The sequence below is a fragment of the Streptomyces sp. NPDC007346 genome (genome assembly GCF_040703535.1).
In the GTDB taxonomy this organism is placed as follows: Bacteria; Actinomycetota; Actinomycetes; order Streptomycetales; family Streptomycetaceae; genus Streptomyces.
On sequence record NZ_JBEYKR010000040.1, the window covers coordinates 1 to 15,845 of the forward strand.

A 15,845-nucleotide genomic window follows, 5' to 3' on the forward strand; every position below is an offset into this window, starting at 1 on the left:
CAGCACCCCCGCTTACCCGCTCTTACCCGCACCGGTACGGGGCCCGCACCGCCTTGGCGGTCCGGGCCCCTTCCGTGTGGCCGTACGGGGGTCAGCCCGCCTTCTTGGCGCCGCCGACCGCGGCGATCGCGCCGAGGGCGAGGAAGAGGTACCGCATGAAGTCGGCCTCTTCCTTCCAGACCCGCGTCACGGTGTCGAAGTGGTCGAGGAACACCTCGAAGAACGAGACGTGGGCGACGTCCGCCATCACCATGGCGTAGCCGATGAGCTGGCCGAAGTAGACACCGCCGACCGAGAAGACGGCGGCCGCGGCGATGGTCACCGGGTTGGCGCCGCCGAGCTTGGCCGCCGCGAAGCCGACGAGGAAGCCGACGCCGACCGCCGCGTAACCGATCTCGCGCTCGATCGACCCCAGGATCACGCCGTACAGGATGCCCGCGACGATCGCCGCGCCGAGGGCGACCAGCACGCCGAGGGCGAGGTTGTTGCGGGCCGGGGGAGCCGGGGTGAAGGGGGCGCCGCCGCCGAACGGGGCGCTCTGGCCCTGCGGGTTCCCGAAGGGGTTGCCGGTGGGGGCCGGGGGATGCTGGCCGTAGGGGGCGCCGGTCGGGGCGGGGGGCTGCTCGCCGTAGGGGTTGCCGCTCGGGGCGGCGGGGGCGGGGGCGCCCGGTCCGCCGGCGTACGGGTTGCCGTCGACGGGCTGACCGCCGTACGGCTGCTGGGGCTGGTTCGGCGGCTGCACGGGCTGGCTCACGGTGGGTCTCCCCCTGGGGCGAAATGCGCATGCGCGTACTTGACGCGAACATGTATGCGCTCTGTGACGCCGCACGGTAGCAGTACGCACCGGAATTGGTCACTAGCAATCTCGCTGGGCGGTACGCACCGTCAGAGCCGGTGCGCGGCCCCCGCCGGGGTGGCGCCCCGGGTGTCCAGGAGGAGCTGGGCCTTGACCGCGAGGCCCTGGAGGTCGTAGGTGCGGTGGTGCTGGAGCAGTACGGTCAGGTCGGCTGCCGAGGCCGCCTCGTACAGGGAGTCGGCGCGCGGGACGGGGCGCTCGCGCACCCGCCAGTCCAGGACGTGCGGGTCGTGGTAGCCAATCTGGGCGCCCATGTCCATCAGCCGGGTGGCGATCTCGCGGGCGGGGGCGGCCTCCTGGTCGGCGCTGTCCGGCTTGTAGGTGACGCCGAGCAGTAGCACCCGTGCCCCCCGGACGGACTTGCCGTGCTCGTTGAGCAGGGTGGCGCAGCGCTGGATGACGTAGCTGGGCATCCGGTCGTTGATCTCCTGCGCCAGCGAGACCATCCGCAGCGGGTGGCCGGGCGTGCGGCCGCTGTACGGGAGGCAGCCCGGGTCGACCGGGACGCCGTGGCCGCCGACGCCGGGCCCCGGCCGGAAGGGCTGGAAGCCGAAGGGCTTGGTCTCGGCGCACCGGATGACGTCCCACAGGTCGACGCCGAGGTCGTGGCAGGCCACCGCCATCTCGTTGACCAGCGCGATGTTGACGTGCCGGAAGTTGGTCTCCAGCACCTTCGTCATCTCCGCCTCGCGCGGCCCCTTGGCCCGTACGACCTTGTCGGTGATCCGTCCGTAGAAGGCGGCGGCCGACTCGGTGCAGGCGGAGGTGAGGCCGCCGATGACCTTGGGGGTGGAGGCGTAGGCGTGGGTGCGGTTGCCGGGGTCGAGCCGGCTGGGGGAGCAGGCCAGGTGGAAGTCGCGTCCGGCGGTGAGTCCCGAGCCCTCTTCGAGCAGGGGGCGCAGGAAGTTCTCGGTGGTGCCGGGCGGTACGGCGGACTCCAGCAGCACGGTGGTGTGCGGGCGCAGCCGGGCGGCCAGGGCGCGGGCGGCGTCGCCGAGGGCGGTGAGGTCGATCGTGAGGTCGGGGCCGAGGGGGGTGGGGGAGCAGATCACGGCGGTACGGACGCGGCCCAGCTCGGCGGCGCTGGTGGTGGGGCGGAAGCCGCCGGAGAGCATGCGGCGGATGTCGGACGCGGTGAGGGAGCCCTCGACGGGGGTGCGGCCCGCGCGCAGCTCCGCGCAGGGGCGTGGGTCGGTGTCGTAGCCGACGGTGTCGATCCCGGCGGCCACGGCGGCCTGGACCAGGGGCAGGCCGAGGTGGCCGAGTCCGATGACGGCGAGGTCTGCGGGCATGTCGAGGGCCGCCTTCCCTAAGACCGGAGAACGAATTTCGCAACTGCTGTGGACAGCGCAATGTCAGACTAGGCGTAAATATGACCGATATGTGGCATTGTGTGACGCCTGTCGTCCGGGTGTTGTCCACAGGCGGTGGCTGAAGTCGGGGAGCGCGGACAGAATCGAGGAGTGGACACGGGCGGCCGGCCCCTCGGCCGGGTGGCACTCCCGTGTCCGACCACCCCGATCCACCGGGAGGCAGCATGAGGACAGCGACACTGGGACCCGCCGAGCGCACGGCGGCGCTCGCCGCCATGGCCGAGCGCGAACTGGACGTGCTGGTCGTGGGGGCGGGCGTCGTCGGCGCCGGGACGGTGCTGGACGCCGCCACCAGAGGACTGTCGACCGGCCTGGTCGAGGCGCGCGACTGGGCGTCGGGCACATCGAGCAGGTCGAGCAAGCTGATCCACGGGGGGTTGCGCTATCTGGAGATGCTCGACTTCGCCCTGGTGCGCGAGGCGCTGAAGGAGCGCGGGCTCCTGCTGGAGCGGCTCGCCCCGCACCTGGTGAAGCCGGTGCCCTTCCTCTACCCGTTGCGGCACAAGGGGTGGGAGCGGCTCTACGCGGGCTCCGGCGTCGCGCTCTACGACGCCATGTCGGTCTCCTCCGGCCACGGCCGCGGCCTGCCCGTGCACCGCCACCTCTCCCGCCGCCACGCCCTGCGGGTCGCCCCCGCACTGAAGAAGGACGCCCTGGTCGGCGCGTTGCAGTACTACGACGCCCAGATGGACGACGCCCGCTTCGTCACCGAGCTGGTGCGCACCGCCGCCTCCTACGGCTCCCAGGTGGCCAACCAGGCCCGGGTGACCGGCTTCCTCCGCGAGGGCGAGCGGGTCGTCGGCGCGCTGGTCCGGGACGTGGAGAGCGGCCGGGAGTACGAGGTCCGGGCCAAGCAGGTGGTCAACGCGACCGGGGTGTGGACGGACGACACCCAGGGGCTCATCGGGGAGCGCGGACAGTTCCACGTCCGGGCCTCCAAGGGCATCCACCTGGTCGTCCCCAAGGACCGCATCCACTCCTCCACCGGCCTCATCCTGCGCACCGAGAAGTCCGTGCTCTTCGTGATCCCCTGGGGCAGGCACTGGATCATCGGCACCACGGACACCGACTGGGACCTGGACAAGGCCCACCCGGCCGCCTCCAGCGCCGATATCGACTACCTCCTCGAACACGTCAACTCCGTCCTGCACACCCCGCTGAGCAGGGACGACGTCCAAGGTGTCTACGCCGGGCTGCGCCCGCTGCTGGCCGGTGAGTCGGACGCCACCAGCAAGCTGTCGCGCGAGCACACCGTCGCCCACCCCGCCCCCGGGCTCGTCGTCGTGGCGGGCGGCAAGTACACGACGTACCGGGTCATGGCCAAGGACGCGGTGGACGAGGCGGTGCACGGGCTCGACCAGCGGGTCGCCGCCTGCGTCACCGAGGACACCCCGCTGCTGGGCGCCGAGGGGTACAGGGCCCTGTGGAACGCGCGGGCCAGGATCGCCGCCCGCACCGGACTCCACGTCGTCCGGGTGGAGCACCTGCTCAACCGGTACGGCTCGATGACCGAGGAGATCCTGGAGCTGATCCTGGCCGACCCCACCCTGGGCGACCCCCTGCCCGCCGCCGACGACTACCTCCGCGCCGAGATCGTCTACGCCGCCTCCCACGAGGGCGCCCGGCACCTGGACGACGTTCTGACCCGGCGCACCCGGATCTCCATCGAGACCTTCGACCGGGGCACCCGCAGCGCCCGCCTCTGCGCGGAGCTGATGGCCCCGGTCCTGGGCTGGGACGAGGGGCGGATCGAGCGGGAGGTCGAGCACTACGAGAAGCGGGTGGAGGCCGAGCGCGAGTCGCAGCGGCAGCCCGACGACCTCACGGCGGACGCGGCCCGGCTCGGGGCGCCGGACATCGTACCGATCTAGGGCGCGGTTCACCCCTGTCGGCCGGGCGGTTCACCTGGGCGGCCACCGCCCTTCACCTGTGGGCCAGTTGAGCGGGCAAGGCCCGCTGGGGCGGGGGCGGCCGCCCGGACGGCCCTGGACGGGGAGGCCCGGTAGGTAGCAGGCTGTGGGGGCTTCCCTCTTCGGCCCCCAGCGCGGCGGACCCCGGACCCGGCACCAGGACCGGTCCCGGGGTGAGGGACAATGAACGCTCTGCCAGGGCGGGTTGATCGCAGAGGGGACGCATGTCGGAGGCGGAGCAGGCACGGGAGCCCCAAGGGGACAAGAACGGTCGTCTCCTCGCGGGGCGCTACCGGCTCGGGGGAGTGCTCGGCCGGGGCGGCATGGGCACGGTCTGGCGCGCCGCCGACGAGACGCTCGGCCGCACGGTGGCGGTGAAGGAACTGCGGTTCCCCTCCGCCATCGACGAGGACGAGAAGCGCCGGCTGATCACGCGCACCCTGCGCGAGGCCAAGGCGATCGCGCGGATCCGCAACAACGGAGCGGTGACCGTCTACGACGTGGTCGACGAGGACGACCGGCCGTGGATCGTGATGGAACTGATCGAGGGCAAGTCGCTCGCCGAAGCGATCCGCGAGGACGGCACGCTGACGCCCCGGCGGGCCGCCGAGGTCGGGCTCGCCATCCTCGACGTGCTGCGCTCGGCGCACCGCGAGGGCATCCTGCACCGGGACGTGAAGCCGTCCAACGTGCTGATCTCCGAGGACGGCCGCGTCGTCCTCACCGACTTCGGCATCGCCCAGGTGGAGGGCGACCCCTCGGTCACCTCCACCGGCATGCTCGTCGGCGCCCCCTCGTACATCTCGCCGGAGCGGGCCCGCGGCCACAAGCCCGGACCGCCCGCCGACCTGTGGTCGCTCGGCGGACTGCTGTACGCGAGCGTCGAGGGCTGCCCGCCGTACGACAAGGGCTCGGCCATCGCCACCCTGACGGCCGTGATGACCGAGCCGCTCGACCCGCCGAAGAACGCGGGCCCGCTGACCGAGGTCATCTACGGGCTCCTCGCCCGCGACCCCGACCAGCGGCTCGACGACGCCGGCGCGCGGGCGCTGCTCAACAGGGTGATCAACGCTCCCGACGAGCCCGCCGCCCCGCCCGCCGACTCCACCCAGGTGATGGCCCTGCCGGCGGTCCCCGAGGCCGGAGCAGGCGCGGGCAGGGCCGCGAAGGCGGCCAAGTCGCCGAAGCCGGCCGGTGCGTCGGGCGAGCCCGGCGAGGGCACGCGCGACCGGCTGCGCGGAGCGCTGCGTTCCGTGCGCGGCGCGAAGGCGGCATCCGGTGTCGCCGCGGGTGCGGCGGGTGTGGCGGCGGCAGCCTCCGCCTCCCCGGCCGCCGCGGCCACCGGCTCCCCGACCGCCGCCCCGCCCAAGCCCCCCGCACCCCCCGGCGCGCCGGGCGCTCCCGGTGGGAAGGCCGCGACGGCCTCGCCGTCCGGCCCCGCGGCCGCCACCGCCGTGGCCACCGGCCCGAAGTCCGCCGCGAAGCCGACGGGTTCCGGGGCCGCCTCGGCCCCGGCCGTACCTCCGCAGCGCCCCCCGACGCCACCGGCCACCACCCGCGCCTCGATCACCGACGTCGTGCCGCGCCGCACGCTCGCGATCATCGCGGGCGTCGTGGTGCTGGCGATCCTCGGCACGGTCCTCGCGCTCACCCTCGGCGACGGTGGCGACAAGGCCAACGCCGGTGACGGCAAGGGCGACAGCGCAGCCTCCGCCGGAGCCGCCGCGGGCGGTTCCGAGGGCGAGGGCGAGGGCGACAGCGAGGGCGGCGGCCAGAAGGAGGGGCAGGGCACCGAGGACGGCAAGGCGCCCGGCGACCCGTCCGGCGACCCGGCCGGAGACGACCCGAAGGCGGACGACCCCGGCGCGGACGACCCCGCCGACGACCCGGAGACCGACGAGCCGGGCGACACCCTGCCCGCCGGGTACGAGACGGTCACCGACGACCGCTTCCACTTCACCATGGCGATGCCGGGCGACTTCAGACGCACGGCCATAGCGGGCACCAACTCCGGCGGCATCTACAACGCCGAGCGCGGCAGCTTCCCCCGGGTCCAGGTCGACTTCAACGACTCGCCCAGGAACGACGCGGCCGCCGCCTGGCGCGGGGCCGTGGCCAGCGCCAGGATCCTCAGCGACAACTACAAGCACGTCGGCATCGAGAAGGTCGAGTACAACGGCTATCCGACCGTCGCCGACTGGACGTTCGAGCGCAGCCACAACGGCGTCCGGGTCCGGGTGCTCAACCGGGGCTTCAAGGTCGACGCCGACCGCGGCTACTCGATCATGATCAGCTGCAAGGTGGACGAGTGGGACGGGGACGAGTGCCGCACGCTGCGCGAGACGGCGTTCGCCACCTTCACCCCCACGAAGTAGCCCGCCGACGGCCACCGGATACGTATTGGGTGGGCCGGGTTGGCGCGACCCGGCCCCTCGGCCCGCGTTGCCACGTATCGTAAGACGACGGAGACCGTACGCAGCCGGAACGGTGGGTCAATTGCCCGCCGAATGACCACAACTGACTGATTCGTACGGTTCGATGGCCGGGGGAAGAGCGCGCTCTGGGGAGGCGTCGTGGACGACTACGCGGGTCGGGTGCTTGCCGACCGCTACCGCCTTCCGCTGCCCCCGTCCGACGGGTACGAACTGGTCGAGACCCGGGCGTTCGACACGTACAGCGGTCAGGAAGTCCTGGTCCGCCAGGTGCCGTTGCCGGAGATCGTGGATGCCGAGGTGCTCGACGCCGACGGCCGGGCCCCGGCGGGCGGGCGCACCACCGGGCGGGCGGTGCGCCGCAGCACCGACCCCGCGGTCCGGCGCGCGATAGAGGCGGCGCAGGCCGCCGCCCAGGTGCCCGACCACCCCCGGCTCGACCAGGTCTTCGACGTGTTCGCCGAGGCCGGTTCGCTCTGGATAGTCAGCGAGCTGGTCGCGGCCCGCCCGCTCGCCGCCCTCCTCGCCGAACGCCCCCTGAACCCTTACCGGGCCGCCGAGATCGGCTCCGACGTGCTCACCGCCCTGCGCGTGCTCCACGCGCACGGCTGGACCCACCGCAACATCACCGTCCGCACGGTCCTGGTCTGCGACGACGGCCGCGTGATGCTGACCGGCCTGGCGGCGGGCGCCGCCGAGGAGGCGCTCTGCGGTTACGCCCCCGAGCCGCTGCCCGACGACGAGCCGGCGGCGCCCGCGGAGACCTACGGGGGAGACGGGGCCTACGAGGCGCCCGGGGCCTACGAGGTGCCGGGGTCCTACGAGGTGCCGGGGTCCTACGAGGCGTCCGGGTCCTACGAGGTGTCGGGGGCCTATGAGGCGCCCGGCGTCCGTGAGGCCGACGACACGCTCGGGATACCGGTGGTCGAGGCGGTCGACGCCGTCGAGCCGGGTGAGCTGCCGGCCGCGTCCGACGGCCGCGGCCCCTACCCTTACCCCCTCCCGTCGGCCGAGAGCCACGACAGCCGGGAACTCCCGCTCGTACCGCCGTACGTACGGGCGCAGCCGCCGCAGGACGACGCACGCCCCCCGGGCGGGGGCGAGGGGCACGAGCCCGGGGCTCAAGGGGCTCAGGGGGCTCAGGGGGCTCAAGGGGCTCAAGGGGCTCCTGGGGCTTCCGGGGCTCACGGGGCTCCGGGGGCGTACGGCGCGACCGGCGGCCAGGAGCTGGTCCCGCGTCCCGCCACACCCGCCGTGCCCTATGCCCCGGCCCCCAGGCCCCCCGCCGAGCCGGGAGCCGGGAGCGCCGCCCAGCTGCGGGCCGCCCGCGCCGGGGCCATCGCCGCCTACCGCGCCGGGGCCCGCGCCGCCGCCCGGGTCACCGAGGACCGGCAGCAGGCGGCCGGGAACGCCCCCGCGAACCTCTCGAAGGGGGACCCGGGCGCGTCGGCCGGGGACGCGCGGGAGGACGCGGTCGGCATCCTCCCCCCGCGGCGCCCCGAGCCCACGGCCTCCGAGCCGGGCCCCGCCGAACTCGACGCTCCCGAGCCCGGAGCCCACGCCTCCGGAACCGCCGCCTCCGGAACCCATGCCTCCGGTCCCGCCGCCCCCGGAGCCCACGCCTCCGGAACCGCCGTGTCTGGTCTCACCGCCTCCGGCCCCCACGCCTCCGGCCCCGACGCCTCCGCCGGCCTCCCCGGCCCCCGCCTCACCGGCGGTCCCTGGGGCGGCCCGTCCGAGGACCCCTACGACGACGAGGACGACGAGGACGACGAGGAGGGCCCCCGCCCGCCCGGCCGCCGCGTCCACCTCGCGGGCACCTGGGACGACGGGCCCGGCGCCGGGCGGCCCGTCCCCGCGGGCGGCTCCGGCGAGGACGCGCTGCGCGCCGACTCCCGCCGCCCCGGCCGGGCGCCGCTCGCCCCCGCCACCCGCCTCCCGGCCGAGCGGGCCCCCTCCAGCACCTGGGCAAAGGCCGTCGCGGGCAGCCGTGAGGACGCCGTCTACCGGGGCCCCACGACCCCGCTCGCCGCCGAGCGCGCCCGGCAGGCGCGGATCGCGGTCGTCGGCCCCGTCACCGAGCGCTGGGCACCGGAACAGGCCGGCCCCGTCCACGACAACTGGCAGCTCGCACCGCCCATCGGCCCCTCCACCGACCTGTGGGCGCTCGGCGCGCTGCTCTACCGCGCGGTCCAGGGCCACGCCCCCTACCCCGAGGAGAATGCGGCCGAGCTCGTCCAGATGGTCTGCGCCGAGCCGCCCGCCTTCGCCGAGGAGTGCGGCGCGCTGCGGCCCGTCGTCGAGTCGCTGCTGCGCCAGGACCCCACCGAGCGGCCGGACTTCGAGGAGCTGCGCGGCTGGCTGCGCTCGCTCGTGCGGTCCGCCCCCGAGCCGGAGGCGGGCGCCGACGTCGTCCCGCTGCCCGCGCCCGACGCCGCCCGGCTCCCCGTCGTACGCCGCCGGGGCGAGCTGGTCCGCAGGCGCTGGGGCCGGTTCGGCGGAGGCTCCGCGCACGGCCGCCACCGCCAGGGCAGGCGGCAGCGCCAGCAGTTGGAGAAGCAGCAGCGCGCCGAGCACCAGGACCTGCCCCAGCCCTCGCCGCGCCACGAGTCGCTGCTGCCCCCCGAGCCCTCCGGCCACCTGGCCGACGCCTGGGAGCCCCGCCCCTCGCGCGCACCGCGTGAGCCCAAGGGGCCCAGGGCGCTGCGCGAGCCCGCCCGGCCGCGCGAGGGGCGCTCGCCGCGCCGCCTCGGCCGGCTGCTGCTGATCCTGGTGCTGCTGCTGATGGCCGCGGCCATCGCGTACGCGTTCATGTTCATGCCGAAGCAGGAGGTGGGCACGGAGACCGGGGCGACGGGCCGGCCCACGGGCTCCGCCGCCCCCGCCCCGCCCGGCGGGAGCCCCTCCGCCCCGCCCGACCCCTCCGACGGGGCGAGCGCCGGCACCGGCTCCCAGCAGCCGCAGACCAGCGGCTCCGCCGTCGCGCTCGCCCCCGGCTACGTGCTCCGCAAGGACGTGGAGGGCTTCGAGGTCGGCGTGCCGAAGGACTGGCAGCGCAGCCCCGCCAACGCCGACCGTCAGATCCGTTACGGCAGCGACGGGTTCACGCTCCTGGTGGTGCCCGGCCGGGACACCGTCAAGGCGGGCGGCAGTGACCCGCTGGACTACCAGCGCGACAAGGAGCCCGAGCTCCAGCCGTTCCGTGACTCCAGCTGGTCCACCTCGACGGGGGTGCGCCGGGTCGACGTGGGGCGGCAGGCCATGGCCGAGGGGCAGTTCACCTGGCTGGACGGCGGCGGGCGCGAGATGTACGCGCGCAACCTCGCCATGATCGTCGACGGCCGCTACCACGTCGTCCAGGTCATCGGCCCGGAGAACGACCGCGACAAGGTCACCGAGATATACCAGCAGGCCATCGCCTCCTACCGGGTCAGCGCCTGATCGCACGTCACCGCGGGCCGGTGGCCACGGGCGTTGTGCGATGCCGACAACCATCACGGTGCGGTCTCGTGGGCGATCCCCCGTTCCGTCCCGCCGACCGCGCTCCGTAATCTGGCAAGTCGAGGAACGGGGCGGGGACATCACGTGGATCGATCACAGGGCGCGGACGCGGGACCGGTGCTGGCGGGGCGCTACCGGCTGGGTGAGGAGCTCGGCCGCGGAGGTATGGGCAAGGTCTGGCGCGCCCACGACGAGGTGCTGCACCGCACGGTCGCCGTCAAGGAGTTGACCGCCGGGCTGTACGTCGCCGAGGCCGACCGGCTCGTGCTGCACGCCCGCACCCAGAAGGAGGCGCGCGCCGCGGCCCGCATCACGCACCCCGGCGTCGTCACCGTCCATGATGTGATCGAGCACGACAAGCGCCCCTGGATCGTCATGCAGTACGTCGACGGGCCCTCGCTCGCCGACCGGGCCAAGGAGAGCGGCGAGATCGCCCCGCGCGAGGCGGCCCGCATCGGCCTCCACGTACTGAGCGCCCTGCGCGCCGCCCACGGGGCCGGGGTGCTGCACCGCGACGTCAAACCCGGCAACGTCCTGCTGGCCCGGGACGGGCAGGTGCTCCTCACCGACTTCGGGATCGCCGCCATCGAGGGCGACTCCACCATCACCAGAACCGGTGAACTGGTGGGCTCCATCGACTATCTGGCGCCCGAACGGGTACGCGGCGGCGACCCCGGCCCCGCCTCCGACCTCTGGTCGCTGGGCGCGACCCTGTACACGGCGGTGGAGGGGCGCTCGCCCTTCCGCCGTACGTCCCCGATCTCCACCATGCAGGCCGTCGTCACCGAGCAACCGCCCGCGCCCGTCAACGCCGGTCCCCTCGGCCCCGTCATCACCGCGCTGCTGTGCAAGGACCCGGCCGGCCGGCCCACGGCCGCCGAGACCGAGCAGATGCTGCTGGACGCGATGGAGGGCCGCCGGCCGCGCTCGGTCCAGGCGTACGTGCCGACCGAACGGGTGCCGGAGACGGCCCGGTTCGGGTACGGGGGCTCGGACGGCACCACGGCCCGGCTCCCCGGACCGGACCCCTCCACGGCGCCGCCCACCGCCCCCGTCGCCGGCCCCACCTCGGCCCCCGTCACCCGGCGCGGCGGCTCCCGGTGGCGCACGGTGCTCGTCGTGGTCGTCGCGGCGGCGGTCCTCGGGGGCGCGGCCGGGCTGCTCGCCATGAAGTACGGGGAGGGCGCCTCGGCCACCGGCCGCCCGACCGCCCCCGCCACGTCCGGCACCCCCTCCGCCCCGGAGACGGCCCCGGAGACCGGCCCGGGGGCCACCCTGGAGCCCACCGACACCGCGCCCGCGCAGGGGGCGTCGGAGATACCCGACGGCTGGCACCGGGTCGAGGACCCGGCGGGCTTCAGTCTGGTCGTCCCCAGGGACTGGACGCGCCAGGTGAACGGCGGGCAGATCGACTACACCCCGGACGGCGGGGCCCACCGCATCCGGATCAGCGTCGACCCGGACCCGGACTTCGACCACCCGTATCTGCACATGCGGAGCATGGAGGAGCAGCTGGCGGAACGGCTGCCCGGCTACCGGCGGGTCGCACTGGAGAAGAACACCTTCCGCGACCGGCCGGGCGCGCTCTGGGAGTTCACCTGGAACGAGACCAAGGACCACCCGGGCCCCCGGCACGGGATCGACCAGATGTACTACGGCGGGCCCGGCGGTCCCGAGTACGCGCTGTACCTGACAGCCCCGCAGGACGGCTGGGAGACCAGCCGCGAGCAGTTCGACATCATGCTGCGCAGCTGGCGGGCACCGGGCACGCAGGGCTGAGCCGGGCACCGGGCGCGCAGGGCCGGGCGGCCTCCGAGTACGCGAGGCCGGGCAGGCGCCGGGCACGCGGAACCGAGGAAGCTCAGGTACTCGGGACCGAGGCGGGCCCCGGGCACGCGGAACCGAGGGTGCTCCGGGCACACGGGTCCGAGCACACGGAACCGAGGGGATACAGGGCGCGCGGGACCGGACTCCGTACGCCTCCCCGGCCGACGCCCCGACGCGCTGCCGAGGGACCGAAGAATTCACGATTCCTGAGCGCGGCCGGCGCAGGACAGCGCCCCGGGCCGCCGCATAGCCACTGATCAGCGGTTATGTCGCCAGCGATCACTGGCTCGGTCGCGTCGGCGGCCCAGGGCGGTTGGCGGGTCGTGTGAAAAACTGTTACCGACGGGTACCCAAAGGGTGCGGCTGGACATACTCTCGGCCTCATGACGGACTCGCAGGCCCCTGACGCCCCTCTCGGTACGAACCCCGTCGCGGTCGCCCCCGCCGGCGTGCGCACGGCCGCCGACGTGGTCACCCCCGAGGTGATCGCCCAGCTGATCCGCGGCGTCGTCGGATCGGGCCGTACGGCCAACCACTCGCCGTTCACCGGCGAGAAGCTGGCCGACCTGCCCGAGTCCACCCCCGAGGACGTGGCCACCGCCTTCGACCGGGCCCGCGCGGCCCAGCCCGCCTGGGCCGCCACCCCCCTGCGGCAGCGGGCCGCCGTCCTCCTGCGCTTCCACGACCTGGTGCTCAGCCGCCAGTCCGAGGTGCTCGACCTCATCCAGCTGGAGACCGGCAAGGCCCGCCTGCACGCCCACGAGGAGGTGCAGGCCGTCGCCGTCGCCGCCCGCCACTACGGGCGCAAGGCGGCCGCGTACCTCAAGCCCCGCCGCCACACCGGTGTCGTCCCGACCCTCACCAAGGTCACCGAGCTGCGCCAGCCGCGCGGGGTCGTCGGCCAGATCGCCCCGTGGAACTACCCCTTCGAGCTGTCGGTGGGCGACGCGCTACCCGCCTTCGTCTCCGGCAACGCCGTCGTGATGAAGCCCGACACGGAGACCGCGCTGACCGCGCTGTGGGCCCGTGACCTGCTCATCGAGGCCGGGCTGCCCGCCGAGGTCTTCCAGGTCGTCCTCGGCGAGGGGCCCGTGGTCGGCCCCGAGGTCGTCAGCCGCGCCGACTACGTCTCCTTCACCGGCTCCACCCGCACCGGCCGCGAGGTCGCCATCGGCGCCGCCTCCCGGCTGGTCGGCGTGACGCTGGAGCTGGGCGGCAAGAACGCCATGCTCGTCCTGGAGGACGCCGACGTGGAGAAGGCCGCCGCAGGCGCCATCCGGGCCTGCTTCTCCTCCGCCGGACAGCTCTGCATCGCCATCGAGCGGCTGTATGTCCACGAGTCCGTCGCCGACGAGTTCGTGGAGCGGTTCGCCACCCGGACGAAGGCCATGCGGCTCGGCAGCTCCCTCGCGTACGGCGCCGACATGGGCTCCCTCGTCGGCGAACGCCAGCTGGAGACGGTGCGCCGCCATGTCGCCGAGGCCGTCGAGAAGGGCGCCACGCTCGTCGCGGGCGGGGTCGCGCGCCCCGACATCGGCCCGCTCTTCTACGAGCCGACCATCCTCGACGGCGTCGAGGCGCCGATGGCCGTCTGCACCGAGGAGACCTTCGGCCCGGTCGTCTCCCTCTACCGCTTCAGCGACGAGGACGAGGTGATCGCGCTGGCCAACGCCACCCCGTACGGCCTCAACTCCAGCGTCTGGACCACCGACTCCCGGCGCGGCCACCGGATCGCCGCCCGGCTGCGCACCGGCACCGTCAACATCAACGAGGGGTACGCCCCCGCCTACGGCAGCGTCCAGTCCCCGATGGGCGGCATGAAGGAATCCGGTCTCGGGCGGCGGCACGGCTCCGAGGGCATCCTCAAGTACACCGAGGCCCAGACCGTCGCCCAGCAGCGGGTGATCCCGCTCGCGCCCGTCTTCGGGATGGACGACGAGAAGTACGCCGCGTTGATGACCCGCGGCCTCAAGGCGATGAAGGCGTTCCGGCTGCGCTGACCGCCGACTCCACCGCACGACCCTGCCCTTTTCGTACCGAGGAGCGCCATGACCCAGGACAGCCCTGCCCGGAAACAGCCCGTGAGCCCCGTGCCGGCCGAGGACGACGCCGCGTACGACTACGACGTCCTGGTCGTCGGCTCGGGCTTCGGCGGGGCGGTGTCCGCCCTGCGGCTGACGGAGAAGGGGTACCGCGTCGGGGTCCTGGAGGCGGGCCGCCGCTTCACCCCCGGCACGCTCCCCAAGACCTCCTGGGACCTGAGGAACTACCTCTGGGCCCCGGCGCTGGGCCTCTTCGGCATCCAGCGCGTCCACCTCCTCGGCAACGTCATGGTGCTCGCCGGGGCGGGCGTCGGAGGTGGCTCGCTCAACTACGCCAACACGCTGTACGTGCCGCCCGCGCCGTTCTTCGAGGACCGCCAGTGGGCCTCGATCACCGACTGGCAGGACGAGCTGAAGCCGTACTACGACCAGGCCCGCCGGATGCTCGGGGTCCGCCTCAACCCGACCATGACCCCCTCCGACATCCACCTCAAGGCCGCCGCCGAGGCGATGGGCGTCGGCGACACCTTCCACCTGGCCCCGGTCGGCGTCTTCTTCGGCGACGGCAAGGACGCCGACGGGACGGCCACGGCCAAGCCCGGAGAGACCGTCCCCGACCCGTACTTCGGCGGCGCCGGACCCGCCCGCAGGGCGTGCACCGAGTGCGGCGAGTGCATGACGGGGTGCCGCCACGGCGCGAAGAACACCCTCAACGAGAACTACCTCCACCTCGCCGAGAAGGCCGGGGCGGTCATCCACCCGATGACCTCCGTCGTCGCGGTCACCGACCACCCCGAGGGCGGCTACCGGGTCCTCACCGTCCCCACCGACCGCCGCCGCAAGGCCAAGCCCACCAAGCTGCGCGCCCGTAAGGTGATCGTCGCGGCGGGCACGTACGGCACCCAGACCCTGCTGCACACCATGAAGGACCGCGGCCTGCTGCCCCGGCTCTCGGCCAGGCTCGGGGAGCTGACCCGTACCAACTCCGAGGCGCTGGTGGGCTCCCAGACCAGCGACCGCCGCTACCGGAAGAAGCACGGCATCGCCAGGGCCGACTTCTCGCAGGGCGTCGCGATCACCTCCTCGATCCACCCGGACGACAACACCCACATCGAGCCGGTCCGTTACGGCAAGGGCTCCAACGCCATGGGCGCGATGTCGATCCTCCAGGTGCCCTACGGCGGCCGCCGGGTGCTCGGCTGGCTCGCCAACATGGCCAAACACCCCACTCTCGCCGCCCGTTCGCTCTCCAACCGCCGCTGGTCCGAGCGCACCATCATCGGGCTGGTCATGCAGTCGCTGGACAACTCCCTGACGACGTACCGCAAACCGGGCGGCATCGGCAAGGGACTGCTCACCGCCCGCCAGGGCCACGGCGCGCCCAACCCGACCCAGATCCCGGAGGCCACCCGCGGCGCCACCCTCCTCGCCGAGGAGATCAACGGCTTCGCCGGCTCCAACGTCGGCGAGCTGATGGGCACCCCGCTCACCGCCCACTTCCTCGGCGGCTGCCCGATCGGCGCGAGCGCTCAGGAGGGCGTCATCGACCCCTACCACCGCCTCTACGGCCACCCCGGCATCAGCGTCGTCGACGGCTCCGCGGTCTCCGCCAACCTGGGCGTCAACCCCTCGCTGACCATCACCGCCCAGGCCGAGCGCGCGATGTCGCTGTGGCCCAACAAGGGCGAGGCGGACCCGCGCCCCGAGCAGGGTGCGGCCTACGAACGGCTCACCCCCGTCGAGCCGTTGGCCCCGGCCGTGCCCGAGGAGGCGTTCGGGGCGCTGAAGCTGCCGTTCCTCGGGATCCCCGTCGTACCGCCGAAGGGGACGGTGGAGGCCGGGGCGGACGTGGAGGGCGTGGGGAACACACCTGTTCCCAATCCGTGATCCTGGGGAGGGCAACC

8 protein-coding genes are annotated in these 15,845 nt (G+C 74.1%); 6 read left to right on the forward strand and 2 right to left on the reverse strand.

Annotation, left to right across the window (positions count from 1 at the left end):
- Window positions 1–91: 91 nt before the first annotated feature.
- Entirely contained in the window at window positions 92–754 is a 663-nt protein-coding gene (locus tag AB0917_RS13370; protein ID WP_366819636.1) for a hypothetical protein, read from the reverse strand.
- Between the two features lie 131 nt (window positions 755–885).
- Window positions 886–2,148, reverse strand: coding sequence for a nucleotide sugar dehydrogenase (locus tag AB0917_RS13375; protein ID WP_366819637.1), 1,263 nt, complete (start codon window positions 2,146–2,148; stop codon window positions 886–888).
- Window positions 2,149–2,393: 245 nt separating this feature from the next.
- Between AB0917_RS13375 and AB0917_RS13380 the strand changes: the two genes are divergently transcribed.
- From AB0917_RS13380 to AB0917_RS13405, 6 genes are all read left to right on the forward strand, one after another.
- Complete coding sequence (locus tag AB0917_RS13380; RefSeq protein WP_366819638.1) at window positions 2,394–4,100, forward strand: glycerol-3-phosphate dehydrogenase/oxidase; 1,707 nt, start codon at window positions 2,394–2,396, stop codon at window positions 4,098–4,100.
- Between the two features lie 263 nt (window positions 4,101–4,363).
- The gene (locus AB0917_RS13385; RefSeq protein ID WP_366819639.1) at window positions 4,364–6,514 is read left to right on the forward strand and encodes a serine/threonine-protein kinase; all 2,151 of its coding nucleotides are present in this window, start codon (window positions 4,364–4,366) and stop codon (window positions 6,512–6,514) included.
- Window positions 6,515–6,712: 198 nt separating this feature from the next.
- The gene (locus tag AB0917_RS13390; protein ID WP_366819640.1) at window positions 6,713–10,012 is read left to right on the forward strand and encodes a protein kinase; all 3,300 of its coding nucleotides are present in this window, start codon (window positions 6,713–6,715) and stop codon (window positions 10,010–10,012) included.
- A 144-nt stretch (window positions 10,013–10,156) separates the two neighbouring features.
- Window positions 10,157–11,851 carry a protein kinase gene (locus AB0917_RS13395; protein WP_366819641.1) on the forward strand — a complete coding sequence of 565 codons (1,695 nt, stop codon included), beginning with the start codon at window positions 10,157–10,159 and terminating at the stop codon, window positions 11,849–11,851.
- A 431-nt stretch (window positions 11,852–12,282) separates the two neighbouring features.
- Window positions 12,283–13,899: a succinic semialdehyde dehydrogenase gene (locus tag AB0917_RS13400; RefSeq protein WP_366819642.1), complete on the forward strand. Its 1,617-nt coding sequence runs from the start codon at window positions 12,283–12,285 to the stop codon at window positions 13,897–13,899.
- Window positions 13,900–13,947: 48 nt separating this feature from the next.
- Complete coding sequence (locus AB0917_RS13405; protein WP_366819644.1) at window positions 13,948–15,828, forward strand: GMC family oxidoreductase; 1,881 nt, start codon at window positions 13,948–13,950, stop codon at window positions 15,826–15,828.
- Window positions 15,829–15,845: the final 17 nt, after the last annotated feature.